Origin of the sequence: Niveispirillum sp. (assembly GCF_052437035.1) — a bacterium.
GTDB lineage: Bacteria > Pseudomonadota > Alphaproteobacteria > Azospirillales > Azospirillaceae > Niveispirillum.
Window position 1 is genome coordinate 381,879 of sequence record NZ_JBQVOH010000001.1, and the last position, 25,922, is coordinate 407,800.

Genomic DNA, 25,922 nt, shown 5'->3' on the forward strand with positions numbered 1-25,922 from the left:
AGAGGTTCTGACAGAACAGCAGCCTATGTGCGACGAGGCGCGAATGATTAGCAAAATTGATCCTGTTGAGCAGGCATTAATCGCTAAGGCAAAAATAGACACTGATATTGCTCCCTACGTTTATCATTACACCTCGGTTAAAGCATTGATGTCCATTGTCGAGAGTCGCTCGTTTTGGGCTAGCGATGTTATGTACCTTAATGATGCGAGGGAAGTCGCGTATGGGGCGGATTTATTCAAAGGGAAAGCCAATAGTCTGGTGAAAGATAAATCCAGAAATGAACAATTTAGACATGCAATAAATTACCTGTGTGATTTTGTAGGGGATAAAGTGGGTGTCTGTGCGGTCAGCTTTTGCTTTAATAGGGATTTACTTAGCCAATGGCGGGGTTATGGTGGTGATCAGGGAGTATCAATAGGCGTTTCTAGTAAATATATATCTGAGCTGTCGAATTACGATCTATTGAGGGTTGTTTATGATAGATCGGACCAAGAGGGTATCTTGGAAGCTATGCTGCTAGCTTATGCCAATATGTTTGTCGATAAATTTGGCTCTAGAGTTGAAAAAGACAACGAATTTGGTGAAGAGTTTGATTTTGTGATCTCTGCTTCTTATTATTTTGAAAAGGCATTGGCTATATTTAAGGACCCAGCTTTTTCCGAGGAAGGGGAGATAAGGGCTTTCTCAAATAAATATGTGCATACCAAGAAGGCTGGTGTAAAATTTCGTGAACGCGGCGGTGTAATAATACCGTACTATGAGTTGCCTTTGGATATGAATAGGTCTGGCGTATTTGATATTTTTACTGTCGGTCCAGGTCCTAGTGTTGATCTTGTTCAGAAAAGCATAGAGGTTTTTCTTGAAGCTAACGGACTAAAGACCCCAGTCGAAACATCTTCTGTAGCATTGCGTAAATAGGCATCTTTGATTATGCACAACATCGACAGCCACCAGAACCCGCAATTCAAGTCCTGGTCCGGGCTGCTGGAAAGCCGTGGCATCCGGAAAGCAGGCCAATTCCTGCTGGCGGGCCTGAAGACCGTGCCGGAGGCGCTGACCCGCTGGCCGGAGGTTTTCACCCGCATCCTGATCCGCCACCCGGAATGGATCGCCGACTGGCCGCTGCCCGCGCATATTCAGCCCGTGGTGCTGTCCAGCCAGCTGTTCCGGGAACTGGATGTGTCGGGGACGGATTACCCGATCCTGGTGGGCACCCTGCCGCACATCGGTCAGGCCGACCTGTCCGCCCCGCCAAAGGGGCTGGAACTGGTCTGCGCCCTGGGTGACCCCGCCAATCTTGGTGCGCTGCTGCGCAGTGCCTCGGCCTTTGGTGCGTCCAAGGTCATCCTGCTGGAAGAAGCGGCTCACCCGTTCCACCCGAAATGCCTGCGCGCCGCCAGCAACGCCGTCTTCACGCTGAACATCGTGCGCGGTGGGCGCTGGGCGGCGCTGGATCAGGCGGCGGGGCCGCTGCTGGCGCTGGATTCCGGTGGTGATGATCTCGCCACCTTCCCCTGGCCCGAAGATGCCCGCCTGATCTTAGGCGAGGAAGGGCAGGGGGTGCCGGCGCAGGTGCCGGCGCAGCGTCTTACCATCGGCAATACGGGTCAGGTCGAAAGCCTGAACGCCACCGTCGCCGCCTCCATCGCGCTGTTCACCTATTACGCGGGCGGTCAATGACCGGGCCGGGCGACACACCGGAGCCTGATCTGGCCGCCATCGCCGCCGACCTGTCGGAAAGCGTGGCCGCCCTGTCGACCGCCAGCGCCCTGGGCCTGCCCGACCTGCTGGCCCGTATCGACGCGTTGAAGGCCCGGATCGACAATCTGGAGGCGAAGATACGCGCCGAAATCCAGGACGAAGCCGGCGCCGACCCCTGCCTTTAAGCATAGGCCTTTCGGGCTAAGGCCTTGATTGCGCATAGGTCCCTTGTGCGGGTGCGGCTGGTTCCGGCGGGAAACTATCCATGCCTTAAGCATAACTTCATCATTTCGCGGCAACCTTGCATAGTTGTGGCGTTACAAAGACGCCTTTTGTGCCATCATGCCGGATGAGAAGGCGGGCTTCATTATGGGTATCATGATGACGATCCAGGATCTGAACGACCTGCGCCAGGACATCCTGATCAAAGCAGACGAGATGCAGGCCGAGGCCGCGCGTCTGGAACAGTCACAGCCGGAAGAGGCGGCGAACCTGCGCCGCATTGCCGACCGTCTGGCTGTCTATATGCGCGATTATCTGGACGTGTCGAACGTGGAATGGCTGCCCCCGGCGTCCAGCCGCTAAATATCGCCGTCCGTTCCTGCATGATCGACTATTCGGCCCGGCACACCGGCCAGCAGCCTTGCCGATAGGTCGCCGGGGATGGCCCGCTTTTCCGCCACCCCGAACGCCGTCATCACATAAACCGTCTCCGCCACCATCACTGGGCCCCCATCGGGCCACAGGGTGAAATCCGTCAGGATGGTGAAGGATGTGGTGCCCACCCGCCCCGTGCGGATGGATTGTTCCAGCACATCATCAAACCGCGCCGGGCCTTTCCATTCCTTGGTTTGCTTGACCACCATCATATCCAGGCCCAAGGCGTTCAGCCCCTGGATACCCCCCATCAGATGGCGCAGATATTCGGTGATGCCGATATCGATGAAATCGCCATAACGGGCATTGAACACCACCTGCTGCGGATCGCATTCGCCATAGCGCACGCGGTGACGAAACCGGAAGGGCGGTTCGGTGGTCATGACCTGTCCTTAAAAGAGGCCCCTCCCCGACGCGAACAGCCGGGTAGGGGCCTTATCGTCACTGCTTCGTCGCCAACGCGTCCTTCAGGCCCGGCACATAATCGGCCCCTTCTGGCACCTGGATGGAGGCGCCGTTGAAGTCCGTGCCCACCGGTTCCTGACGCCCGCCCAGGCAGTGCGACAGGAAGCCTTCGGCCACCGCATAGAAGCTGGTGCGGTTGGCAGGCCGGGCAAAGCCATGGCCTTCATCCGGGTACAGGACATAGGTGACTGGGATGTTCTTGGCCTTCATCGCCGTCACGATCTGATCGGATTCCGCCTGCTTCACGCGCGGGTCATTGGCGCCTTGGGCAATCAGCAGCGGCTTGGCGATCTTGTCGACATGGGTCAGGGGCGACCGCTCCGTCAGCAGGGCCTTGCCTTCCTCGGTGCGCGGGTCGCCCACGCGGCGGGCCAACTGTTCAAAGAAGGCGGCCCAATATTCCGGCACGCTGGCCAGCAGCGTGTTCAGGTTGGACGGGCCGACAATATCAACGCCGCAGGCAAACCGCTCCGGCGTGTTGGTCATGCCCCACAGCGTGGCATAGCCGCCATAGGACCCGCCATAGATGGCGACCTTGTCGGTGGGCGTGATGCCATTCTTGACGGCCCAGTCGACAGCGTCGATGAGGTCGTCATGCATGGTCCGGCCCCATTGCTTGTCGCCGGCATTGGTGAAGCCCTTGCCGAACCCGGTCGATCCCCGGAAATTCACCGACAGCACCGCATAACCACGGTTGGCCAGCCACTGATGCTCGCTGTTATAGCCGAAACCATCGCGCGCCCATGGGCCGCCATGGACATTCAGGACCATCGGCACGGGCTTTTCCGGCTTGCCGTCGCTATTGGCATCGGCACCCGGCGGCAGCGACAAATAGCTGACCAGCACCTTGCCATCGCGCGACGGGATTTCCAGCGCCTGCATGGGGGCCAAGGTCTTGCCCTCCAGGTTCGGGCGCACGGTGAACAGGCGCGTCAGGCTTTTGGCCTTGCGGTCATACAGCCAGAAGGCCGCCGGTTCGGTGACCCGGTCGATGATGACCGTCCACAGATTATCGTCACGCGACCGGCTGGTGACGTTCCAACTGCCCTTGGCCTCCTGGTTCAGGAACGCGATATCGGCGGCGACCGCATCACCCACAGGCAGCCATTCATCCTTCAGGTAATTGACATTATAGGCCTCCAGCGCGCCGGTGACAGGGTTGGTCATGGCCCCGCCGATATCCGCCTTGTCGCTTTCGGCCAGCAGCTTGGTTTCGCCGCTGTCCAGGTCCAGGGTATAGATGGCCGACTTGTCGCGCCCGGCAGTCGATTGCAGATAGGCGACATTGCCGTCCAGCGGGATACCGGTGACGCCGCTGGTCAGCACGTCTTCGGCGGCGATGGTCAGGATCGGCTTGCCGATCTTGCCATCCTTGATCGGCTCGATCTGCAGGCTGCCATCGGGCAGCGGCTTGGACGCCAGGCGCAGGGTCAGGCTGCGGTCGGCCTCGAACCCGCCATAGCCCTCATTCTTCATGACCAGTTCCAGCTTGCCGGTCTTCAGATCCAGCTTGTGGATGTCATGCCATTTCGGGTTGCGGTTGTTGACCCCGATCAGGATGGCGTCCGGCACCTGGGTGGAGATGGCGGCGATTTCCACCGTCGTCTTCTCGAACGGGGTCAGAAGCTTGGTTTCCGCCGTGGCGATATTGACGCCATACAGCAGGAAATCCTCGTTCCCGCCCTTGTCCTGCAAATACAGAATCTGGTCCCCGGCGGGCGCCCAGAAGAAGCGGCGGATGGGGCGTTCCTTGTCGGCGGTCAGGGGCTTGGCGGCGTCGATCTGCCCGATGGGGGCGACCCAGATATTCAGTACCCCGTCGCGCGGGGCCAGAAAGGCGATGGACTGGCCGTCAGGGCTGATGCTGGCGCCGGTACGGCTGGGATTGCCGAACAGGTCCTTGCGGGCGATCAGTTCGGCCGGGGCCGGCGTGGCGGCGGGCGCGGTCGCGGCCTCTTCCTTCTTGCCACAGGCTGACAGGGTGGTGGCCAGGGTGATGGCCAGGAGGCTGCTGCCAAGCAGCGCGGGCAGTTTCCGTGTGGTCACGTATGCTCGTCCTTCTTCTGGTTGGGTTTCCTGTCACGTTGCCCCGTGAACAAGGAGCATCATCCAAACAGAAGAGGGAGTTTCCGGCAAGCCACCGCGCGGGTTGTACGCCGAAGGGTATTATTGCGCGGCGGTGGCGCGGGCGGGCGGGGTGCGGGGCAGGGTGATGGTGAAACGGGTGCCGGCCCCCGGCGCCGTGGTCAGTTCTACATCCCCGCCCAAGGCGGCCTGCGCCAGATTATGGACGATATGCAGGCCCAGACCGGTGCCGCCGCTGCCGCGCCGCGTGGTAAAGAACGGGTCAAAGGCGCGGGCCGCCACCTCTGCCGTCATACCCACACCATTGTCGCTGACGCTGAACCGCACGGGTTCGTCGCGGCCCTGTACGGGGGCCAGGCGGATGGTGATCACCGGTTCGGCGATGTCGGCAAAGGCGTGCACAGCGGCATTCTGCACCAGATTGGTGATCAGCTGCGCCACCGGCCCCGGCGCCACCAGCAGCGTGACGCCGTCCGCCAGATCCAGCACCATGCCGATCCGGCTGCGCCGCAGCAGCGGTTCCAGGCTACGCACTGTTTCACGCAGATACTGGCCCAGATCGATCAGCTGCGCATCCTCGCTGGACTGGTCGGCTGCCACGCGCTTGAAACTTTGAACCAGATCGGCGGCACGGGTCAGGTTGGTCAGGACCACATGCATGCCTTCGCTGGTGATCGTGATGAATTCTTCCAGATCGCTGCGTTTCAGGGTGCGGCCATCGACCCGTTCCCTCAGTTCCTCGCACTGACTGCCGATGAAGCTGGCGCCCGTCAGGGCCACGCCCAGCGGCGTGTTGATCTCATGCGCCACACCGGCCACCAGCCCGCCCAACGAGGCCAGCTTCTCCTGCTGCACCAGCCGCGCCTGCGTGGCGCGCAGTTCGGTCAAGGTGGTGTCCAGCCGGCGATAGGCCTGGGCATTGGCGATGGCGATGGCCGCACTGGCGGCCAGGGTGCGCAGGATATCCTGTTCGCGCGGGCCATAGGCGCCGGCCCGTCGCGTCTGCACCGTCAGGACGCCCAGAACCTTTTCCGAAAAGGCCAGGGTGCAGAAGGCCAGTGAGGCCATGCGCGCATCCCCGCCTTCCTGCAAGGTGGGGGCGGTTGCCGCCGCCGCCCCGTCCAGCACCAGGACATCGGCGCCATTGCTCAGCGCCTTGACGGTCAGCGAGGTGGGGTGGCTCAGCGGATAGCGGGGCAGGTCCGGCTTGTCCACGCCGTCCAGCGTGAACAGCACATACCCCACCTCGTCCGCCGCCTCGTTCAGCAGGGCGATGCCGAACGCATCGGTGGGCAGCAGATCTGCGGCACTCTGCGCCAGGGCGGCATAGACCGCCGCCGGGTCCAGCGTGGCCGTCAGGTCGCGCCCGACATGGCCCAGCCGGCTCAAGGTCGTGGCCGACGCCTCCAGCTCTGCATTGGCGCGGCGCAGGTCGGCGGTGCGGGCATCCACCTTTTCCTGCAAAATCTCGGTATCGATGCGCAGCCGCTGCTGATACCGACCGATCAGCCAGGAAACCAGGGCCACGCCCGCCGACATGGCGATGGCGAAGTATAGGAAGGTCTGGATGGTATTGTCGGCGCGGTGCGCAGCGGCAGCGGCCAGTTCGCGGGCCTGATTGCCATGCTCGCTGACCATGCGGTCCAGCTGGCTCTGCACCCGGTTGAACATCTGGCCGAAGGATTCCAGGTAGGCGACTGCGCTGGGATAATCCAGATCGACCATCGACCCTACCCAGGTTACGGCGCTGCGGTAATCCGACAGCTCGTTCAGCATGTCGTTGATGGCGGGGATCTGCTCTGGCCGCGCATCATTGCGGCGATAGGCCTCCATATCGGTGATGACGCTGTCCAGCGCGGCGGTGGCATTCTCCAGCTCCGCGCGGACATCGATGCCTTCACGCTCCGCCGCCTTCAGCACCAGGATCCAGTTGAACCGCGCGCTTAGCCCCTGCATGCGGTTGCCGATATCGGCCAGCCTTACGCTGGCCTCCATATTGCGCAGAATCAGGGCATTGTCGCCCGACAGGTCCTGCACCGTCTGTCCGCCGCGGCTGTACAGGCCGGCCATCAGGATGACGACGACCAGGGTCGGGATCAGCGCGCGCAGGATCGGGCCTAGGCGACGGCCCTGCCAACGCAATGTCAGTCCCTGGCGCCGGGCATCAATCATGCTCACCATCTGACCCGCCACCGGGACGGGCTATCCTTGCCCGATCCGGACCAGTCCTGATCCTTCATTCCCAGTCTTTCATCCATCGCACAGCATCATCAAGCAGGATTGCCCAAACTTTGCAGATATTCAACCACATGTACTTGCGGCTTGGTCAGGGCCGCGCCGGGGCGGCAGCCATTCTCGGCCGCCAGCGCTGCACGGTCAGCACCGGATCGCCAAAGGGCGGGTTGCCCACCCCCTCCAGCCGGTTGGTAAAGACGGTGCCGACGCTGTTGAACCACATCGGCATGCGCGGCAATTCGGTCATCAGTTCCTTCTGAAAGCCCAGCCACGCTTCCCGCTGGTCCTCGCGCGTGCATCCGGCACGGTCGATTCGCTCGATCGCCCGGTCCAGATTAGGGGTGCGGTTGCCGGCAAAGTTCAGGCCCTGCATGCCATTTTCCGCCGTCGGAATGCTGCTGGACAGGAAATAGAGCGGCATGGAGGGGGAGTTGGCGACATAGGTGATGCTGCTCAACACCATGTCGAATTTGCGCGCCCGGAAGGTGCCGATAATGTCCGTCTCTTCCTTCAGCGTGATGGCGAAACCGGCGGCGCGCCAGGCGGCGGCCAGTGCCTGCCCCACGCTGCGGTCGCCGGCGCGATAGGATACGGTCATTTCCAGCGGCTGTCCGGCGGCATTGCGGCGCTGCCCTGCCTTGTCCTGGCGCCATCCCGCCATGTCCAGCAGATAGGCCGCCCGTGTCGGGTCATGACCATAGCGCGGGAACCCCGCCGTATAGGCCGGCAGACCCGGATGCAGGTACCCCGGCGCCACCAGCGAGGTGCCCAGCGTCAGGTCGCGGACCATGGCCTCGCGGTCCAGCGCCAGATACAGCGCCTCGCGCACTTGCCGGTCGCCCAGGGCCGGATGATCGAAATTGGGGGTCAGCCAGGTCAGGGTGGAGGAGGGCGACCAGATCACCTTGAAATTGTCGCGCCGTTCCTTGGTGAACCGGATCAGCGCATCCTCCCGCACGCTCTTGGGCAGAAGGATATCGATGGTCCCGTCCAGCAGCCCCTGTTCAGCGGCGGCGGGGTCGCCGAACAGCATGTCGATATGCTCAAAATACGGTGCAGGGCCGGCATAGTAAGGGTTGCGGCGCAGCCGGATCACGCTGGGCGCCGTCTCGGCCTCAATGACATAGGGTCCCAAATACAGGCCTGGATGGGTGCGCTTTGTAAAATAGAGCGTGCGTTGGAAATAGGTTGCGGGATCGGCCGTGTAGAGCGGTTCCTCCAGCCGGCGGGGCAGGGGCGGGGGCACGAAAAGCTGTTCCTTGCACAGCACCCCGTCATACACTACCTCCAGCCGGCGCTCCCCCGTCATCCGCATCGACCGGATGCGCGACGTGATGCCTGTCGGGTCCAGGATCAGGGGCGGGTAGCGCTTGGCCACCGTCAGACCGAATTCCAGATCGCCCAGTTCCAGCGGCGTGCCATCTCCCCAGCGCAGATTGGGCAGCAGGTCAAACACGGCCCGCGTCACCAATCGCCCGGCCTCATCCGTGTAGGTGACCAGCGACCCGTCCAGCGCGTTGGGCAACTGGGTACAGAGCGAACAGGCGATCAGTTCGCCATGCATGCGCCCGATCACCCCCTGGGTCAGGCGGAACAGGGTGGCCTGCGGCTGGGTGATGATCTGCGCGAAATGGGTGCGGGGATAGATATTGTCGGCGGCCATCACCACCCGCTTTTCCTCCAGCAGGCGATGGCTGCGCGCATCCGGCCCCCCGGCCCCCTGCGCACCCGCCCCCTGTGCCAGGGTCAGCAGGAACAGCAGGGCCACAAGGCCCTGTCCCAGGTGGTGGCGCAGGCCGCCGCCCCTCATAACACCGGATGCGCGTGCGCGGCGCCGCAACCCTGATACCAGGGGGCAAGGCCGAGATTGACCAGCTGCCGGGTCAGGGCATAGCGCGCGTAATCGGCCCGGCCCATGCCGCGCGGCAGCGCCCCATAGACCGGGTCGCGTGACAGGATGGAGGCCAGAACCCCCGTGGTCAGCGGGGCCGCCAGCGAGGTTCCGCTCATATCGGCATAGGGGCTGGCCTGACCATAGCGCGACGGGATCGTGGAGATCAGGCCCGTCCCCGGCGCGATGACATCGATCTGCCAGCCGACGCTGATGAAATCCGGCACGAAGAGGCCACCGGCTGTAAACCGGTCGGGCGTGTCGGGGATCCAGCTGGCCGCGAAACTGCCCACGGGCAGGGTGCCCAGCAGGCCCAGTGCCGATACGGCCACGCATTCGGGATAGGCGGCGGGATAGGTGACGGCCCCGCCCTCCCCATTGCCCGCCGATGCCAGACACAGCGTGCCGCGCAGGCGTGCGGCGATGATGGCGTCATGCTCGATGGCCGACGGCGCCCCGCCCAGGCTGAGATTGATCAGGTCGGCCTTGAAATCCAGCGACAGCAGGTCGATGGCGGACGCGATATCCACCTGGCTGGCCCCGCCATTTTCCGGATAGACGCGGACGACGCCGATATCGGCACCGGGCACCAGCCCGCAGAAATCCCGGCTGTCCACCGGCGGACGTGCCCCCAGCAGGCCGACCGTGGCGGTGCCATGATCCTGCACATCATGGGCGGCGGCGGTCCCTGGAATGAACTCCCCATTGATGAAGGCACCCAGCCCCTGCACATGCGACAGAAGCGGGGTCGGCCCCACGCCGGTATCGATCACCCCGATGCGCAGCCCCGCACCGCGATGCGGATCATAGCTGGGATGGCCGGTCAGCGCCTGCCACCACCCGACCGGCCCCTGCGGCAGGGCCGGCAGATGCACCACCTGCCCGTCATGGGGGGCGGGGACCAGCATGCTCCACGCCCTGCCATAGGGCAGGATCAGGCCCTTGGATGGGGTCCAGCCTTGCTTATGGGGCAGCACGGCGACACCCTTGGCGTCGGCCACCACCTGCACCAGCTTGGTATCCTCACCCCCTGTTTCGAACCAGACGCCGACCTGCGCGCCTTCTGCCGGTTGCCCATCGGCCAGGACGGTCATGCGAAGGGCCGTCTGTGCCTTCTTCTCCGCTGCCGTCCGGGGGGCGGGTTCCGGCTTTACCCGGCGGTGCAGGTCGCGCAGCACGGGGGGCAGGGGGTGCGGAATATCGCGCGGCAGTTCGCGTTCCACCAGAAGATGGTCGGGCCGTTCCGTCAGTTTGGCTTCCAGCTCCCCGGCATCGCCCTCCACCACCAGGATGCGGCGGCCATGGTCGCCCGGCGCCTGCTTCTGACGTTTCAGGTTGGTGATGGGGGACAGCACCTTGTCGACATAGGTATCGAACTTTTCCCGCGCCCGCTTGCGCTGTTCATCATCTAGCAGATGCGCCGTGCGGTGCGACACGACCAGCCGTGCCGTGCCGCCGCCTTCTGTCGGGGAACCGGGAAAGCGGGCGCCATGTCTGGGGGCGTTCATGGTGTGGTTCCTCCCGTTGGAATAGTGCGTGTGCCCAGGAACGGATCGGGCAGCAGGATGCTGCCAGTGGTCACCGGGTCATGCAGGCGCAGATGATAATGGCCGATCCCGGCCAGGCCCGTCATCAGGCCCGGCACCTCGCCCACGTCCCGCACGCCGCAGGGCCAGGGGGTGCGCGGCAGCCCGTGCCGTTCGATCCCGCGATAGCCGATGCCGGCGGCCAGCGCGGTCCAGTCGGCACGGTTGCGCCACAGCCCGGCATCCAGCAGCAGATCGCCCATCCCGGCCAGCCCGTGGCAATAGCTCTGGTCCGGCGCCTCTGCCCCCATGGGGCGCGACAGGAAGGCAACCAGTGCTGCCATCGCCGCCTCCAACTCCTGTTCCAGCAGCGGGTCCTGCGCGCCGGCCATCAGCAGCCACAGGCGCGACCGCCCGATCCCCGCCGCGCCATGGCACCAGGAGGCGCCGAAGGCCGGGGTGGCGGATGGGTTTCCGCTGGCATCGCGGAAATCCGGCCAGTTGCCCTGCACCGGATCGAACCGCGCCCGTTCATACCGCAGGGCCGCCGTCAGCGCCTCTGCCCAGCGCGCCTCACCCGTGGCCAGATGCAGGCTGGCCAGGGCCGGCAGCATGCCGCTGCCGCCATGGGCAAGTCCTGTCGGGGCTGGCCCCGATGCATCCGCCGCCGGCCAGGACAGACCGTCCGGCCCCGCCTGTGCGGCGGCCAGGATCATCTCCCCGGCCTTGACGGCCATGTCGGTAAAGTCGGCCCGCGCCTGCGTGCGCGCCAGGGTCAGCAGGACGGGCACCAGACCGGCGGCCCCCGACAACAGGTCCACCCCCGTCACCGCCGCCGCCGCGCGGGCCACCAGATCCAGCCCGCGTTCCACCCGGTCCTGCCGCCCCTGCGCCAGACCGATGCTGATCATCACGCCGCCCGTGCCGGCGGCACCGGTATAGAAACCCAGCCCCCCGGCCTGTTCTTCGGCCAGGGTCAGCGCCTGTTCGGCGGTGCGCGCCACCACCCGGTCGCCCGTCCGCTGATGCAGCAGCCACAAGAACAGGGCGATGCCCGCGGCCCCCTGATAAAGATCACCACCCACGGGCCGCAGCAGGAACTGCGTCAGGTTCTCCCGCCGCTCCGTCTGGGTCCGCAGCCAGTTCAGCGTGCCGTCCCCGGTGCGCAGCGCGTCGCGGCACAGGCGACGGCCGATCTCATCCGCGCAGCGCAGGAAATGTCCGCGTCCTTCCACCAGGGGCGCACTGGCCAGCATCTGGTTCATGCCGCCCTCGCCAAGGGCCGGTACAGATCGGCCATCCCCGGCGACAGATGCAGCGCATCCAGCCGCAGGCCCGCCCCCGTCAGCCGCGCCGCGATGCAATCCATCAGCGCCCCGCCGCCGGTCCAGGCATCGATGATGCCCGCCGCCACCTGCCGGCATCGCGACTGGCCGAAGCTTTCACCCGTTCCCGGATCATCCGCCCCGCCCAGCCCCGGCAGCAACCGGCGCGTGAACAGCGGCTCCCCCGGACGCAGCAGGGGCGACAGCACGGGCACGGCTTCGTCCAGCACCTCCAGCACCAGCGGCAGGTACCGGCGTGGCGGGTACAGGACCAGCGTGTCGATCCGGTCGTAAAGCGCCGGCGATGATGGGCATTTCAGGCTGAACGGGATGAAATAACGGTTCAGGCCCAGGGTCAGCAGGTGGAGCAGGGCCGGTGCCTGTTCGGCGGCGACATTGAAATAAAGCCGCGCCAACTCCCCCTCATCCGCCGCACTGGCTGGGGTTTCACCGAACGCGTGGAAATATCCGGCCTGTGCCGTCTGCGACTGGTTCGGCATGGGGATATCGATACGCTGGCCCGGCGGCGGCGTGTATCCGGGCGGCAATCCCGCCTGGGCCGCCGTCACCACGCGGTAGCTGCCGCCCTTCTCCACATGCAGCCGCCCGTCTTGCGTCACCTGATAGACCTGCCAGCCCCGGTCCAGCACATTCTGTCCGGCATTGGCCGCCGACAGCGCCGCGATCAGGGCGGGATCGGGCGTCAGGTTGCGGGCCGTCGCTTCGGTCGCGGCACCGGTCCAGGGCTTTGTATAGGCCTGCTCATACAGCAGGGGCCAAATGGCATCCACCATCGCCACCCGCACATCCTGCCCCGGCTGCACCGATACCGGCACGGGCGGCAGGCCCGGCAGCTGCACCGATTGCGGCGGCACGATCCGCACCGCCTCCGCGATGGCGATCAGGGTCGGCCCGGCCCACAGGCCAGGGGCGCTGGCGGCTGGTGCCTGCATCGCGCGCGTCACCGCCACGGGTGCCGTGCCCGGCGTCACCCTGCCGACCCCCATGAACTCCGCCATGAACCGGTCGGCATCGCTGAAGGCCAGACCGGCCAGATTGGTCAATTCGGCGGCCAGCGGCGGCACGGTGGCGGAGGTAAAGGTGCTTTCCATGGCGCTTTGCAGCAGCCGTGCGCCCAGATAGGGCACCACGGCGCGCAGGCTGGCATCATCGGCCTGCCAGTGTCCGCCCGTCGCCGCCTGCCAGAACCCGGCCATGGCGGGGAACATGGCCGTCAGCGGTTCCATCGGCACCGGTTCCGGCGCGCGGGGCGGGGCCGTGGGATCGGCCATCCAGGGCATGCGCCCATCTTCCACCAGCCAGGAGGCGTAAAAGCCGGACAGCACCCCCGCCACATCCCACAGCGGATCGCCGATATCGGCCAGTTCCCAATCCACGATGCGCAGTTCTGGCGCCCCCGCCGGCCCGCCCCGCACCAGGATATTGTCCCACTTCATGTCACCCTGAATCAGGGTGCGCGGCTGCCAGCGCGACAGCGCCCCCTCCAGACCCTGAACCACGCTGGGCGTGGCGCGGATCATGGCGACCAGTTGCGCCCCCCCCGCCCCGAACAGGGGCACATCCCGCCGCCCGATGGTCAGTATCCAGGGGGCCACGCGCTGCGCCCCGATCTGCGTGCCGATCATCTCCGCTGACGGCGCCGCCTCCGCATGAATGCCGGCCAGACCGGCACCCAGCAGCGACAGGATATCCACATCCATCCGCCTTGTGCGGCGGTAGTGGGCGTCCAGCGTCTCTGCGTCGGCAAACAGATCGAAGATCAGGGCCTGACGCCCCTCCTCGAACCGGCGCAGGCGCACCGTGGCGCCCCGCAGGGCGGCCAGCGCCGGCACCGTTTCCGCCAGCCGATGCAAGGCCGCCTCGCGCCCGACCGACCCGGCCAGATCGGGGGCCGATGCCGCCACCTGCTTGATGAACAGGCCCGGCCCGTCAATGCCCGACACGCGGAAGCTGCGGTTGCGCCGCCGCACCTCCCGCACCCGCAGTTGATCACCAGCGACATCACGCTGTGTCAGCAGATCGCGTGACAGCAGAAAGGGCGCAATATCACTGGCCAGCAGAAACATGGGGCCGCCTTCGCAAGGGCTGGGCAACTGGGCCGGCAGGGTAGCATCCCTACCGGCCCCCTACACGCGGATCTCAGGCCGCCGGCGGGCAGTAGGTCGTCTGCGTCACCCAGGGATTGCCAGCCACACCCGTCTGCGGCGGTGCCGCCGGTGCCTGCGCCCCACCCGCTGCCTGTTGCGGGAAGCTGATGGTGCCCGGCTGGGCGAAACTGATCGTCTGTGGCTGGGCGAAGCTGATGGTCTGGGGCTGAGCGAAGCTGATGGTCTGTGGCTGGGCGAAGCTGATGGTCTGGGGCTGAGCGAAGCTGATGGTCTGCGGCTGAGCGAAGCTGATCGTCTGCGGTTGGGCGAAGCTGATGGTCTGGGGCTGCGCAAAGCTGATGGTCTGCGGTTGGGCGAAGCTAATCGTCTGCGGCTGCGCAAAGCTGATGGTCTGCGGCTGAGCGAAGCTGATCGTCTGGGGCTGGGCGAAGCTGATGGTCTGGGGCTGGGCGAAGCTGATCGTCTGCGGCTGAGCGAAGCTGATCGTCTGGGGCTGCGCAAAGCTGATGGTCTGGGGCTGGGCGAAGCTAATCGTCTGCGGCTGAGCGAAGCTGATCGTCTGCGGATAGGCGCAGTTGGCCGGGGCGCAGGAGATGGTCTGGGGATAGGAGATCGTCTGCGGATACGAAATGGTTTGCGGGAAGGAAATCGTCTGCGGGAAGGAAATGGTCTGGGGATAACCGTACATGCAGCACCTCTCCGATAACCCGTGTCCGGGCGTGTGGCCTCTCCCGGCTGCAGGCGCGCAGCCCCCTCCTGATTAACCCGCCTGGGGGAGGCTGTTCAAGACGATATCGAGAACAGGTTCTGGTTAATTACCCTTATTACGCGTATTGGGCGGGGGTGCCTCAGTTCAGCCGCACCCCCTCACCGGTATCGAAAAGGCTGGCTGCGGCCCCGTTCAGGTGTAGGCCGACCATCTGTCCCGCCGACAGCGCCACGCCCGGCGCCATGCGGGCCGTCACCTCCCGCCCGGCCAGCCGCAACAGGACAAAGGTGTCCGGCCCCGTCGGCTCCGTCATCACCACGTGGGCCTGACAGGTCCTGCTCTCCCCCGCCGGTGCCAGGGACAGATGTTCCGGCCGCAGGCCCAGCACCAGCTTCTGCCCCACCTGCAACCCCGTTCCGGCCCGCAGGCCCGGCAGCGGCAATATCTGCTGATCCAGGCGCAGCGCGGGCGCGTCATCGACCAGCGCCAATTCCCCTTCCAGGAAGTTCATGGTGGGCGCACCGACAAAACCGGCCACGAATCGGTTGGCGGGTTTGGCATATACCATCTCCGGCCTGTCGCATTGCTGCACCCGGCCCTTGTTCATCACCACGATGCGGCTGGCTAGTGTCATGGCCTCCACCTGATCATGGGTGACATACAGCGTGGTGCGGCGCCCGCGTTCATGCAGGCGCTTCAACTCCACCCGCATGTCGGCGCGCAGCTTGGCGTCCAGGTTGGACAAGGGTTCATCCAGCAGGAATACCTGCGGTTCGCGCACCAGGGCGCGGCCAATGGCCACCCGCTGCTGCTGCCCGCCCGACAGTTGCGACGGCTTGCGGTCCAGCAGATGTTCGATCTGCAGCAGCTTGGCCACACCCGCCACCTTGTCCGCCACCGCCGCCCGGTCCAATCCGCGCATGGTCAGGCCAAAGCCGATATTCCGGCGCACGGACATGGTGGGGTACAGCGCATAGGATTGGAACACCATGGCGATGTCGCGCTGATCGGGCTCCAGATCCGTCACGTCGCGGTCGCCGAAATGGATGCGCCCGCCCGTCGGTTCCTCCAGCCCTGCCACAATGTTCAGAAGCGTGGATTTGCCACAGCCCGACGGGCCCAGCAGCACCAGGAATTCGCCGGGTTCGATATTCAGGTCGATCTGTTCCAGGACAGTGGTGCCACCGAAGCTTTTGGCGATGCCCTGCAGATTTACGCGTTGCATCTTCTCATCCCTTCACGGCCCCGGCCGCGATCCCGCGCACGAACAGGCGTCCGGACAGGAGATAGACCAGGATGGTGGGTAGGGCGGCGATCATGGTCGCCGCCATGTTGACATTATATTCCTGCGGCCCGAACTGCGACCCGGCCAGCACGTTCAGCGCCACCGTCACCGGCTGCTGCCCCGGACCCGCAAAGGTCAGGCCCAGGATGAAATCGTTCCAGATATAGGTGAATTGCAGCACCAGGGCGACGGCACAGACCGGCAGCGACAAAGGCAGCATCACATGCCAGAAACTGGCCAGGAAGCCTGCTCCGTCGATGCGCGCCGCCTTCAAAAGGTCACGCGGCACCGACAGGAAGAAATTGCGGAACAGCAGCGTGACAAAGGCCAGCCCCCAGACCGTATGCGCGAAGACCAGCCCGCCCAGCGTCCCGAACAGGCCCATCTCCCGCACCAGCACGATCATCGGATAAAGCGTCACCTGCGGCGGGATGAACAGGCCGATCAGCAGGGCCGCGAACAGCATGTCCACCCATTTGGCCGTCCGCAGGCTGAGCGCGTAACCGGTCAGCGCGCCCAGGGCGAGGGAGCAGAACAAGGCCGGCAGCACGATGGCAAAGGAATTGCCGAACCAGACCGACAGGCCCCGGCAGGTGCCGGAGATGCAAGCCCCGCCCCAGGCCTTTGCCCAGGCGCCAATGGTCGGGTCTTGGGGCAGCGCGAACAGGCTGCCATTATTGATCTCGCCCAAGGGTTTCAGCGAGGTCGACAGCATGACCAACAGCGGGAACAGCACCATCAGCGCCGCGATGGTCAGCATCAGGTAGAGCGGAAAACGCCGCATGGCTCAGCCCCCCTTCTTCTGCCGAACCTCGGCATAGAGATAGGGGCCGACGACGGCGGCGATGGTGGCCAGCATCATGCAGGCACCCGCCGCGCCCAGGCCCAGTTCCTGCCGGTTCAATATATGCTCCATCACGAACCGCGCCGGCAGGTCGGACGAAAAGCCCGGGCCGCCGCCTGTCAGCGCCACCACCAGATCGAAGGATTTCACGACCAGGGAAAAGAGAAGGATGGCGGCCGTGAAGAAGACGGGCCGCAGCATAGGCGTGACGATGGCGGCATAGACCCGCCATGTCGGGATGCCATCCACTTTCGCCGCCTTCCAGATGTTCGGATCAACCCCGCGCAGGCCCGCCAGGAACAGGGCCATGCACAGGCCCGATTGCTGCCAGATGCCGGCCAGCGCCACCGTGTAGATGGACCTATCGGCCCGCACCAGCCAGTTGAAGGCAAACTCCTCCCACCCCAGACCGCGCACCGCCTGCTGAATGCCCAGGCCGGGGTTCAGCATCCATTGCCAGATGATGCCCGTGACCACGAAGGACATGGAAAGCGGCAGCATGAAGATGGTGCGGTACACCCCCTCCGCCCTCACGCCCCGGTCGATCAGGATGGCCAGCAGATAGCCCACCGTCAGGCAGCCCGTGATGAACAGCCCGCCATAGAGCGCCATGTTGCCCATCGCCGTCCACCAGCGGGCCGACGCGAAAAGCCGTTCATACTGAAGCAAGCCGACGAAATCCCAGCTGGGCAGCAATTGCGAGCCGGTCAGGGAGATGGCGAAGGTCCAGGCGATGAACAGATAAAAGCAGACGAAGGTGATCATCCCTGCCGGCAGCAGGGCGATGGCCGGTGCCCGGTGCGATGGCTTCATCCCGTCCTCCCTTTGTCATTATTGTTGCTGGCGGTCCGGGTCAGCGGAAGGCCAGGATGGATTTGCGCAGCAATTCCTGACCCTGTTCGGGTGTCAGGCGCGGGTCGTTCCAGAAATGTGAAATGGCATCGTCAACTGCCCCGGCCATGCCGCCCGACAGGCCCATGCCGGTGGAGGCGAGATTGGTTTGCGGGTTACGGATCAGGGCCATGGCCTGCTTCGCGCAAGTATCGAAACCATCGTCGGGCACATCGGTACGCACCGGGATCGATCCCTTGGCCTGGTTCAACCCGGCCTGTACCGCGGGGTCCATCATCACCGACACGAAACGCTTCTGTGCCTCTGCCGTGCCTGCGTCGCGCGGTTGGGTAAAGGCGAAGGCGTCCACCACCATGATGTAGGCAGGGTCCGGGGCGGGGGCCAGGGCGCAGCCGATCTGCACCCCCGGCTCCAATCCGCCTGCCTTGATATCGCCCTTGGCCCAATCGCCCATGAACTGAAACGCCGCATCGCCGCGCATCAGCATGGAAGTGGCCTGGTTCCAGCGGCGTCCGGGGCTGCCCTCATCCACAAACGGGCGCAGCATGGCGAAGGTGCGAAACACCGACAGCATGGTGGGGGAGGAGAGGGCGTCGGGCTCCAGCGCCTCATAGACCCGGCGGTAGAAATCCCGCCCGCCGACGCCCAGCAGGACGGCGTTGAACAGCAGCCGTTCTTGCCAAGGCTGCCCACCCAGCGCGATAGGCGTCTTGCCCATGGATTTCAGTTTTGCCGCCACCGCGATGAAGGCGTCCCATGTGCGCGGCACCTCCAGCCCCGCCTGTTGCAGCAGGGCGGTATTGTAGAACATCCAGTTCTCACCATGGATGTTCAGGGGGGCTGCCATGTATCGGCCCTGATGCCGGGCCGACCGGGCCAGCAGCGGCGGCAAGACCCGGTCCCATTCATCGCCCGCCCCCGGTGCCGGAACCACCAGCCCGTGGCTGGATAGTTCCCGCAGCTGCGCACCCAGCGAAAATAGAAACACCGGCGGCGGGTTGCCACCCAGGATACGGTTGACGGCAGCGGCCCTTGCCGCCGAACCGCCCGGCACCGGTGCGTCACGCCACACCCCGCCCTGGTCCCGGAACGCCTGACGCACAACGGACAGCGACGCGGATTCCCCGCCCGAGGTCAGCCAGTGCATGACCTCCAGTTCCTGCGCCCCTGATGCACCGCTTCCCAGGGCGATGCAGGCGATGACCGCAACTTTTGCGGCGACGCAGCATGATTTGGCCCTGACCTTCATCGCGTCGCACAATCCAAAACGTTTCGATTTCCTGGAAGTATGGACGCGGAACCGCGAATGTCAAATATGGATAACTAGGGTAAGGCCGTGATTTCTACTGGACCTGCATTTTTCGAAACGTTACGATTTTGACCATCTCCCTTTCAGCGGCGAAAGAATCCAATCATGCGTTTCCCGGATGGGTTCAGGTGGGGTGTCTCCACCTCCAGCTATCAGATCGAAGGCGGGGCGCCCGATGACGGGCGTGGACCCAGTATCTGGGACACCTATTGCGCCACCCCTGGCCGCGTAACCAATGGCGATACCGGCACCGTCGCCTGCGACCACTACCATCGCTGGGCCGAGGACCTGGACCTGATCCGGGACCTGGGCGCGCAGCAATACCGGTTCTCCATCATGTGGGGCCGGGTGCAGCCGGACGGGACGGGGGCCACCAACCAGAAGGGTCTGGATTTCTATGACCGGCTGGTCGATGGCATGCTGGAACGCGGGCTGGAGCCTTGGCCCTGCCTGTACCATTGGGACCTGCCGCAGGCGTTGCAGGACCGGGGCGGCTGGGTCAATCGCGACAGCGCGTCATGGTTTGCCGATTACACGGCCCTGATGGTGCGCCGCCTGGGCGACCGGGCGAAAACCTGGGTCACCTTCAACGAACCATCGGTCTGCGCCTGGGTCGGGAATGAGGAGGGGCGGCACGCCCCCGGCCTGACCGACCCGCGCGCCGCTGTGCGCGTGGCCCATCACCTGAACCTGGCCCATGGACGGGCCGTGGGGGTGGTGCGTGATCTGGCACCGGGCGTTCCCGTCGGTTTCGTCCTGCCTGTCCATACGGGCCGCCCCCTGCCGCAATTTGCGGACCGTGACGCCCATCTGGTGAAATTGTTTGAGGATAAGTGGAACGGGGTTTTCCTAGGCCCCGTCCATCTGGGCCGCTATCCCGACAGTGTGCTGGACCGGTTCGCCCCGCATATCCAGGCGGGCGACATGGCGGAGATCCACCGGCCCGTGGATTACCAGGGGGTGAACCATTATTTCCCGACATACTTGTCGCCGGTGGAGGGGGCGGCCTGGCCGTTCCGGATTGTCGAGCCGCCGAAATATCTGCGCCGAACGGAGATGAACTGGGGCATCGACGGCCACGCCTTCTATCAGGCGCTGGATGGCCTGCGCCGCGATTATGGCAACCCGCCTGTCTTCGTGACGGAGAATGGCGCTGCCTTCCTGGATATTCCCGGCCCCGATGGCCGTATCGATGACCAGGACCGCATCGCCTATTACCAGGAATATCTGGCCGGCATGCACCGGGCGATTTCGGAAGGGGCGGATATCCGGGGCTATATGCCCTGGTCGCTGCTCGACAATTTCGAATGGGCGCATGGCTATAACAAGCGCTTCGGGCTGGTGCATGTCGACTATCAGACGTGCAAGCGCACGCCCAAGGCGTCCTTCGATTTCATGCGCCGCGTGATGCATGAGAATACAGTGCCCATGACGGGCGAATAATCTTACTCTCTGCCGCTTTCAAAGGTGACCTGACCGACCGCCATGCCATCTCCTCCGCGCATCAATCTGAAAACCCTGGCTGAACATCTGGGCCTGTCGATCACGACCGTGTCGCGAGCGCTGAAGGACGGGCCGGAGGTGAAGCCGGACACGGTGGCGCGGGTGAAGCAGGCGGCGGCGGAACTGGGCTACCTGCCCGATGCCGGCGGTGTTTATCTGCGGACCGGGCGCACCATGAAGATCTGTTCGGTCTTCTTTGCGCCCGAGGTGGCTGATTACGGCGATGCCGGCTTCCTGGCGCAGGTGGAGGGCGTGTCGCGCACATTGGAGACCGACAGTTACAACCTCATCGTCCTGGCACAGACGGCCAGCCAGTCGCCCTTGGAAACTGTGCGGCGCGTGTTTCAGCAGCGTCTGGCCGACGGCATCATCTTTTCCCGCACCACCCCCATGGATGAACGGGCGCGCTTCTGCCTGGAGTTCAAGTTCCCTTTCGTCAGTTTCGGGCGCACCGAACTCCACAGCCCCCACGCCTTTGTCGATCATGATGATGAAGGCGGCGTTTATGACGCGGTGACCCGTCTGGCGGCGGAGGGACATAAACGCATCGCGCTGTTCAATCCCACAGGCGGCATGACCTATGCCGGTTTCCGGCTGCGGGGCTATCAGCGGGCTTTGGCTGATCTCGGCCTGCCCTGGGACAGGTCGCTGCTGGTCACCTCTCCCCTGTCCGTCTGGGCCAGTCAGGCGGCGATGGGTGACCTTCTGGCGCGCGACACCGGCGTGACGGCCATCGTCTGCGCCAATCAGCTATCAATGTTCGGCGCCATGGACGCGGCCCAGGAGCAGGGCAGGGACCCGGCCCAAGGCGATCTGCGCATCATCGGGTTCGGCGGCATGCCCTTCCGCATGCCGTTCGAACAGGGCGTCACCTATTACTACCAGCCGCAGCGCCGCGATGGTGAGGAACTGGCCCGCCACATGCTGGCCCTGCTGGGGGGGGAGGCGGCGGAAAACCTGCAAACCGTCCTGCCCTATCAGCGCATCGACGATTTGCAGCGTTTCCGCACCGACCTGCGCACCCAGGCGATGGCAGAGGCGAGGCGGCCCTAATCCACCGCCACCTCATCGGCATTGTCCAGATTGTCCACGCATTTGGGCCGCATGATCAGGTACAGCACGACAATACCCGCCAGCATGCCCACGGCCAGCGCCGGGGCCTTCCAGTCGCCCGTTGTCAGCCGGTTGACGAACAGCAGGGCGCAGATCATCGCCCCGCCGACGGGCACGAAGGACGGCACCTCGAACACGCCCTTCGCCTCTGTCGGGCGGCGCTGCAGGATCAGCAGGGCGATGTTGATGATGGTGAACACCGCCAGCAGCAGCAGCACCGTGGCCGAGGCCAGTTGCGCGATATCGCCCGACAGCATCAGGGCCGTCACGATGAGCAGCAAAGTGGCGATGGCCACATGCGGCGTGCGCCGCCCCGCATGCACCCGGCCCAGCGGACGCGGCAGCAGTTCCAGCCGCGCCATGCCATAGGCCAGGCGCGACGCCATGATATAGTTCAGCAGCGCCGTATTCGACACCGCGAACACCGTGATCACCACAAACACGACGGGCGGTATCCAGGGCGCGGCGCGGTTCACCACCTCCACCAGGGGGCCGGATGCTGTGGCCAACTCCTGCCACGGCACGACCGACACCGCCGTGATCGCGACAGCCAGATAGATGACCGTGGCCGCCGCCATGGCGATGATGATGGCCCAGGGCAGGGTACGCTGCGGGTCCTTCACTTCCTCCGCTACATTGAACGTATCCTCGAACCCGATGAAGCTGAAGAAGGTCAGCACCGCCCCTTGCAGGATCATGGCCGCATCGATCCCGCCCGTCGTGGGCGGCACCTCCAGCAGGTCAACCCCGCCCCAGTACGGAATGCCGACGGCGATCACCACCAGCAGGCCACCCGCCTCCATAAATGTGCAGGCCATGTTGACCCACATGCTTTCCTTGATGCCCCGGAACACAATCCCGGCGATCAGCAGCAGGAACCCCAGCGCCAGGGCCATCACCGGCACCCCTTCCAGCATGGGCAGCCGCGTCAGCGCCTCCGCCACCACCCGGCTTTGCGTCGCGACCGACGTCAAACCCGATGCCATCACTGTCAGCCCGACCAGATATGTGAGCAAGGGCCAGCCATAGGCGCGTTGAGTGACATAGGCGGCACCACCGGCCCGCGGATAGCGTGAGCCCAGTGATGCATAGGACAGGCCCGTCAGCAGGGCCGCGACCATGGAGACCAGAAAGGCCAGCCACACGGCATTGCCCATCTCCCCCGCCGCCTTGCCGATCAACCCATAAATGCCGGCCCCCAGCATGCTGCCCAAACCATAAAGCGCTAGCTGCGGCAGGTTCACATTGCGGGCCAGCGTCGGCTCGCGTTGGGACTGATCCGTCACTCTTTTGTCTCCTGGGTCTGTGGCCGGGGCGGGAACAGACAATCACAGGACCATTGTTCGACGGTTCCTGGCAAGGGGCCTGACAGGATGGGGATGGTGCGCGGCGTTACCCCGCGAACGGCGTTAGCATCTCGATCAACGGCAATCTGGCCCGCATTTTCACGCCCAGCATGACGGTACCGCTGATCTTGCGCTGTACGAACAGCGTGTCGGCAGGCGGCACGGTCCAACTGGCGCGGTCGGCCAGGATGGGCGCGCCGCGTTCGCGCAGGCTGCCCACGAAACTGCGGTCGGCGAAATCGAACAGGCCGCCCCGGCTGCGGTCCAGATGGCGCAGCAGAATGCCGATCATCTCTTCAATCACCAACCCGTGGCGCTGCAATTGTGCCGGGGCGATGAACCCGATGCGCAGCAGGGCATCGCGGATGGCCTCCACCTTCCCGCCCAACCCCGCCTGCAACAGGCCGCGATACCCCTCGACCGTGGCCGGTTCCACCGCACGTGCCGCCCCGAAATCCAGCAGCAGGATGCGGCCCGTTTCCGGTTGCCAGCGGTAATTGGCAAAGTTGGGGTCGGTCTGCATATGGCCGAACACAAACAGCTCGCGCAACACCAGGTCCAGCAGGGCCGCCACGGCCCGGTCGCGCTGGGCCTGCGGCGCGTCGGCCAGGGTGTCGATGGACCGACCCGACAGGAAATCCATGGGCAGAACCGTGGGCCGCAGCAGGTCTTCGACCGGCTCCGGCACCAGGAACCGGTCGTCCTGGGCCAGCAGGTCCTTGAAATGCCGCATCTGTGCGGCCTCGCGCTGGTAATCCGCCTCCTCATGCAACTGGCGCTTGGCCTCCAGCAGCAGGGGCGTGATGTTCAAACTGGCCGGCAGCAGGCCCGACAGGCGCAGCAGGGTGGCGACATTGTCGATATCGGCATCGATGCTGGCCGCCACACCCGGATATTGCACCTTGATGGCCAGTTCGCGGCCCCCCGGCAGGGTGGCGCGGTGGACCTGCCCGATGGAGGCGGCGGCGATGGGCGTGGGGTCGAACCGCGCGAACCGCCGGCGCCAGTTCGGCCCCCAGGCCTCGATCAGCACGCGGTCCAGCTGTGGCGGCGGCATGATATGGGCATTGTCGCGCAGCTGCGCCAGGATGCTGGTCAGTTCCGGCGGCAGCACATCGCCCGCATCCATGGACAGCATCTGGCCCAGCTTCATGGCCGCCCCGCGCAGGCGGGACAATTGCTCCGTCACCTTGCGCGCATTGCCGGGCGTCAGGATCAGGTCGGACATCTGCGGTCGCTCTCCGCGGGCCAGCCGGCGCAAGCCTTCGCCCACCATGCCGGTCGCCACACCGCCCGCCATCTGTCCAAAGGCGGCCAACCGGGCGAACCGGGCCTGCGGCACGGGGCGGGAACGGTCATTCATCGCAATAACCTTTGCAGTCGCGGCCGCAGCCGCAGGAAAATCCGGTACCCCGCCTCAAACAACGGTGTGACGGGCCGCCATCCGGCCAAAATGCCCAGGGGCCGAAGCATCGGAATGGCCCGCCACATGGCGGCAAACGCTGCCGCACCGGACAGCATCCGCTCCCCCTCGCGCACATGAAACCGCGACAGGATGTCGGCGCGGTCCAGTGGGCAGGCCGTACCCGGATCAGCAGCATCAATAAACCGGATGGCCCGCCGCCGGTCCAGCCGCCGCATCAGCGCAATCTCCCGCCGGCACAGCGGACAGGCCCCGTCATACCAAACAGTGACCGGTGCGCGCCGCATCGCCATCGCGGACCTCACACCAGGGCCAGGGCGATGGTCAGCAGGCCCAACCCGCCCGCCATCATCATCCGCAACCGGACCCAGCCGGGTGGCAAGGGAATGCTGCGCCCCAGATACCGGTCCACCAGCGGGCTCAACAACAGCAGAACCCCCACAAACCCCAGGGCGGAATGCACATTGTCAAAGCCAAGAGCGACCGGGAACAAAGCGACCCACCCCAGAAGGCTGGGCAGCACCGCTAGGATATAGGGTGCCGACGCCGTCACCCCCCGCTGCAACGCCGCCATCCACCACAACCCGCCCAGAAAGGACAGGATCAGTGCGGCATAGGCGAGGCCCATGGCTGCGGGTGCGTTGTTTTCCGGGACCGAAGGGACAAGCATGGCAGCGCCCAGGCAAAGCACCTGCGGCAGAACCCCGGACAGGCCCAGCAGGCGCACGGGGGTGGGAAGGGAGAGAAGCTCTTGCATGACGAGAGAGTTAGGACGCGTCGCCTTATCGGCAAGGCTCACCCCTGACCGGTCGGCAGAACTTCTATGGGTCGGAGTTCTATCTCATATGGCGGCCTGGATAACGGCGATGCCAGGACAGTTGCCGCTAGACCGCGATCTCTGAGCGGCTATTATGGCGGAACTCTCTTCCGCGCGACGTTCGTTGTTGCCGCTGGACCGCGATCTCTGAGCGGCTATTATTTTATGGACCGGGTTGACGATTAGCCAGGTGTTGCCGCTGGACCGCGATCTCTGAGCGGCTATTATGATCGGCGTCGGTCATAGCGCGGGCAAGGTGTTGCCGCTGGACCGCGATCTCTGAGCGGCTATTATGGCCAAAATGTCCTGGCCTCCGATGCGGCGGTTGCCGCTGGACCGCGATCTCTGAGCGGCTATTATCGCCGTGAAAGACGACACGCCGCCCCCGCAGTTGCCGCTGGACCGCGATCTCTGAGCGGCTATTATGTGATCAGCGGCCCCTCAACCCGGTGGAACGTTGCCGCTGGACCGCGATCTCTGAGCGGCTATTATTCTCATCCTTGATGCCAGATAGAGAGGTATGTTGCCGCTGGACCGCGATCTCTGAGCGGCTATTATCTTTTGCAGCGCCTCCAGCTCACGCTGTTTGTTGCCGCTGGACCGCGATCTCTGAGCGGCTATTATGTGGACCGAACTGGAGAAGGATGCCAAGCGGTTGCCGCTGGACCGCGATCTCTGAGCGGCTATTATCAAGGGCATGAAGCTG

At 64.8% G+C, this 25,922-nt stretch carries 22 protein-coding genes and 1 CRISPR repeat array (1 of these 23 only partly in view); of the genes, 6 read left to right on the forward strand and 16 right to left on the reverse strand.

Features of this window, described 5'->3' with window-relative positions; genetic code table 11:
- Positions 1-43 precede the first annotated feature (43 nt).
- The 4 genes from ACT6Q8_RS01845 (at position 44) to ACT6Q8_RS01860 (ending at position 2,287) form a co-directional block, all read left to right on the forward strand.
- On the forward strand, positions 44-919 hold the full coding sequence (locus ACT6Q8_RS01845; protein ID WP_444732448.1) for a DUF2971 domain-containing protein: 876 nt from the start codon (positions 44-46) through the stop codon (positions 917-919).
- A 12-nt stretch (positions 920-931) separates the two neighbouring features.
- Positions 932-1,681, forward strand: a complete 750-nt coding sequence (locus tag ACT6Q8_RS01850) for a TrmH family RNA methyltransferase (protein WP_444732449.1) — start codon at positions 932-934, stop codon at positions 1,679-1,681.
- Complete coding sequence (locus ACT6Q8_RS01855) at positions 1,678-1,887, forward strand: hypothetical protein (RefSeq protein ID WP_444732450.1); 210 nt, start codon at positions 1,678-1,680, stop codon at positions 1,885-1,887. Before ACT6Q8_RS01850 ends, ACT6Q8_RS01855 begins: the two co-directional genes overlap by 4 nt.
- A 193-nt stretch (positions 1,888-2,080) precedes the next feature.
- A complete protein-coding gene (locus ACT6Q8_RS01860; protein WP_156344386.1) occupies positions 2,081-2,287 on the forward strand; it encodes a hypothetical protein in 207 nt (68 codons plus the stop codon).
- Here the strand turns inward: ACT6Q8_RS01860 and ACT6Q8_RS01865 are convergent.
- The 12 genes from ACT6Q8_RS01865 to ACT6Q8_RS01920 form a co-directional block, all read right to left on the reverse strand.
- Positions 2,284-2,742, reverse strand: coding sequence for an acyl-CoA thioesterase (locus ACT6Q8_RS01865; protein ID WP_054165951.1), 459 nt, complete (start codon positions 2,740-2,742; stop codon positions 2,284-2,286). The two genes, ACT6Q8_RS01860 and ACT6Q8_RS01865, sit on opposite strands and share 4 nt — an antisense overlap.
- A 58-nt stretch (positions 2,743-2,800) precedes the next feature.
- Positions 2,801-4,870 (reverse strand): S9 family peptidase, encoded by a 2,070-nt coding sequence (locus ACT6Q8_RS01870; protein WP_444732451.1) that lies wholly within the window; start codon positions 4,868-4,870, stop codon positions 2,801-2,803.
- Positions 4,871-4,990: 120 nt separating this feature from the next.
- A complete protein-coding gene (locus tag ACT6Q8_RS01875; protein WP_082371925.1) occupies positions 4,991-7,090 on the reverse strand; it encodes a sensor histidine kinase in 2,100 nt (699 codons plus the stop codon).
- 145 nt (positions 7,091-7,235) lie between these two features.
- Complete coding sequence (locus ACT6Q8_RS01880) at positions 7,236-8,954, reverse strand: ABC transporter substrate-binding protein (protein ID WP_444732452.1); 1,719 nt, start codon at positions 8,952-8,954, stop codon at positions 7,236-7,238.
- Entirely contained in the window at positions 8,951-10,543 is a 1,593-nt protein-coding gene (locus ACT6Q8_RS01885) for a S8 family peptidase (protein WP_444732453.1), read from the reverse strand. Before ACT6Q8_RS01885 ends, ACT6Q8_RS01880 begins: the two co-directional genes overlap by 4 nt.
- Entirely contained in the window at positions 10,540-11,826 is a 1,287-nt protein-coding gene (locus tag ACT6Q8_RS01890; protein WP_444732454.1) for a lanthionine synthetase LanC family protein, read from the reverse strand. The genes ACT6Q8_RS01885 and ACT6Q8_RS01890 overlap by 4 nt, the downstream gene beginning before the upstream one ends.
- Positions 11,823-13,973: a T3SS effector HopA1 family protein gene (locus ACT6Q8_RS01895; RefSeq protein ID WP_444732455.1), complete on the reverse strand. Its 2,151-nt coding sequence runs from the start codon at positions 13,971-13,973 to the stop codon at positions 11,823-11,825. The genes ACT6Q8_RS01890 and ACT6Q8_RS01895 overlap by 4 nt, the downstream gene beginning before the upstream one ends.
- Before the next feature lie 73 nt (positions 13,974-14,046).
- Entirely contained in the window at positions 14,047-14,703 is a 657-nt protein-coding gene (locus tag ACT6Q8_RS01900) for a hypothetical protein (RefSeq protein ID WP_444732456.1), read from the reverse strand.
- 160 nt (positions 14,704-14,863) lie between these two features.
- Positions 14,864-15,949, reverse strand: a complete 1,086-nt coding sequence (locus ACT6Q8_RS01905; RefSeq protein WP_444732457.1) for an ABC transporter ATP-binding protein — start codon at positions 15,947-15,949, stop codon at positions 14,864-14,866.
- Between the two features lie 4 nt (positions 15,950-15,953).
- On the reverse strand, positions 15,954-16,793 hold the full coding sequence (locus ACT6Q8_RS01910) for a carbohydrate ABC transporter permease (RefSeq protein WP_444732458.1): 840 nt from the start codon (positions 16,791-16,793) through the stop codon (positions 15,954-15,956).
- A 3-nt stretch (positions 16,794-16,796) separates the two neighbouring features.
- A complete protein-coding gene (locus tag ACT6Q8_RS01915) occupies positions 16,797-17,666 on the reverse strand; it encodes a carbohydrate ABC transporter permease (RefSeq protein ID WP_444732459.1) in 870 nt (289 codons plus the stop codon).
- 40 nt (positions 17,667-17,706) lie between these two features.
- A complete protein-coding gene (locus ACT6Q8_RS01920; RefSeq protein WP_444732460.1) occupies positions 17,707-18,852 on the reverse strand; it encodes an ABC transporter substrate-binding protein in 1,146 nt (381 codons plus the stop codon).
- A 267-nt stretch (positions 18,853-19,119) separates the two neighbouring features.
- Here ACT6Q8_RS01920 and ACT6Q8_RS01925 point away from each other — a divergent pair, with 267 nt between their 5' ends.
- Both ACT6Q8_RS01925 and ACT6Q8_RS01930 read left to right on the forward strand, forming a co-directional pair.
- Complete coding sequence (locus tag ACT6Q8_RS01925; protein ID WP_444732461.1) at positions 19,120-20,457, forward strand: GH1 family beta-glucosidase; 1,338 nt, start codon at positions 19,120-19,122, stop codon at positions 20,455-20,457.
- A gap of 42 nt (positions 20,458-20,499) precedes the next feature.
- Positions 20,500-21,570, forward strand: coding sequence for a LacI family DNA-binding transcriptional regulator (locus tag ACT6Q8_RS01930; RefSeq protein WP_444732462.1), 1,071 nt, complete (start codon positions 20,500-20,502; stop codon positions 21,568-21,570).
- Here the strand turns inward: ACT6Q8_RS01930 and ACT6Q8_RS01935 are convergent.
- The 4 genes from ACT6Q8_RS01935 to ACT6Q8_RS01950 form a co-directional block, all read right to left on the reverse strand.
- Entirely contained in the window at positions 21,567-22,916 is a 1,350-nt protein-coding gene (locus ACT6Q8_RS01935) for an APC family permease (protein WP_444732463.1), read from the reverse strand. The two genes, ACT6Q8_RS01930 and ACT6Q8_RS01935, sit on opposite strands and share 4 nt — an antisense overlap.
- Before the next feature lie 106 nt (positions 22,917-23,022).
- Complete coding sequence (locus tag ACT6Q8_RS01940; RefSeq protein ID WP_444732464.1) at positions 23,023-24,339, reverse strand: ABC1 kinase family protein; 1,317 nt, start codon at positions 24,337-24,339, stop codon at positions 23,023-23,025.
- Positions 24,336-24,692 (reverse strand): DCC1-like thiol-disulfide oxidoreductase family protein, encoded by a 357-nt coding sequence (locus ACT6Q8_RS01945; RefSeq protein ID WP_444732465.1) that lies wholly within the window; start codon positions 24,690-24,692, stop codon positions 24,336-24,338. The genes ACT6Q8_RS01940 and ACT6Q8_RS01945 overlap by 4 nt, the downstream gene beginning before the upstream one ends.
- A gap of 8 nt (positions 24,693-24,700) precedes the next feature.
- Entirely contained in the window at positions 24,701-25,156 is a 456-nt protein-coding gene (locus ACT6Q8_RS01950) for a DUF3429 domain-containing protein (protein ID WP_444732466.1), read from the reverse strand.
- Positions 25,157-25,276: 120 nt separating this feature from the next.
- Positions 25,277-25,922: direct repeats of the CRISPR family, unit length 36 nt; unit sequence GTTGCCGCTGGACCGCGATCTCTGAGCGGCTATTAT; it runs 380 nt beyond the window's last position.

Bases quoted from the DNA above. Each gene is read 5' to 3' on its own strand.
- ACT6Q8_RS01925 (WP_444732461.1), top strand. From the start codon at position 19,120: ATGCGTTTCCCGGATGGGTTCAGGTGGGGTGTCTCCACCTCCAGCTAT.
- ACT6Q8_RS01875 (WP_082371925.1), bottom strand. From the start codon at position 7,090: ATGGTGAGCATGATTGATGCCCGGCGCCAGGGACTGACATTGCGTTGG.
- ACT6Q8_RS01950 (WP_444732466.1), bottom strand. From the start codon at position 25,156: ATGCAAGAGCTTCTCTCCCTTCCCACCCCCGTGCGCCTGCTGGGCCTG.
- ACT6Q8_RS01915 (WP_444732459.1), bottom strand. From the start codon at position 17,666: ATGAAGCCATCGCACCGGGCACCGGCCATCGCCCTGCTGCCGGCAGGG.
- ACT6Q8_RS01945 (WP_444732465.1), bottom strand. From the start codon at position 24,692: ATGGCGATGCGGCGCGCACCGGTCACTGTTTGGTATGACGGGGCCTGT.
- ACT6Q8_RS01895 (WP_444732455.1), bottom strand. From the start codon at position 13,973: ATGTTTCTGCTGGCCAGTGATATTGCGCCCTTTCTGCTGTCACGCGAT.
- ACT6Q8_RS01880 (WP_444732452.1), bottom strand. From the start codon at position 8,954: ATGAGGGGCGGCGGCCTGCGCCACCACCTGGGACAGGGCCTTGTGGCC.
- ACT6Q8_RS01845 (WP_444732448.1), top strand. From the start codon at position 44: ATGATTAGCAAAATTGATCCTGTTGAGCAGGCATTAATCGCTAAGGCA.
- ACT6Q8_RS01930 (WP_444732462.1), top strand. From the start codon at position 20,500: ATGCCATCTCCTCCGCGCATCAATCTGAAAACCCTGGCTGAACATCTG.
- ACT6Q8_RS01860 (WP_156344386.1), top strand. From the start codon at position 2,081: ATGATGACGATCCAGGATCTGAACGACCTGCGCCAGGACATCCTGATC.
- ACT6Q8_RS01900 (WP_444732456.1), bottom strand. From the start codon at position 14,703: ATGTACGGTTATCCCCAGACCATTTCCTTCCCGCAGACGATTTCCTTC.
- ACT6Q8_RS01940 (WP_444732464.1), bottom strand. From the start codon at position 24,339: ATGAATGACCGTTCCCGCCCCGTGCCGCAGGCCCGGTTCGCCCGGTTG.
- ACT6Q8_RS01865 (WP_054165951.1), bottom strand. From the start codon at position 2,742: ATGACCACCGAACCGCCCTTCCGGTTTCGTCACCGCGTGCGCTATGGC.
- ACT6Q8_RS01850 (WP_444732449.1), top strand. From the start codon at position 932: ATGCACAACATCGACAGCCACCAGAACCCGCAATTCAAGTCCTGGTCC.
- ACT6Q8_RS01855 (WP_444732450.1), top strand. From the start codon at position 1,678: ATGACCGGGCCGGGCGACACACCGGAGCCTGATCTGGCCGCCATCGCC.
- ACT6Q8_RS01890 (WP_444732454.1), bottom strand. From the start codon at position 11,826: ATGAACCAGATGCTGGCCAGTGCGCCCCTGGTGGAAGGACGCGGACAT.
- ACT6Q8_RS01905 (WP_444732457.1), bottom strand. From the start codon at position 15,949: ATGCAACGCGTAAATCTGCAGGGCATCGCCAAAAGCTTCGGTGGCACC.
- ACT6Q8_RS01920 (WP_444732460.1), bottom strand. From the start codon at position 18,852: ATGCACTGGCTGACCTCGGGCGGGGAATCCGCGTCGCTGTCCGTTGTG.
- ACT6Q8_RS01885 (WP_444732453.1), bottom strand. From the start codon at position 10,543: ATGAACGCCCCCAGACATGGCGCCCGCTTTCCCGGTTCCCCGACAGAA.
- ACT6Q8_RS01910 (WP_444732458.1), bottom strand. From the start codon at position 16,793: ATGCGGCGTTTTCCGCTCTACCTGATGCTGACCATCGCGGCGCTGATG.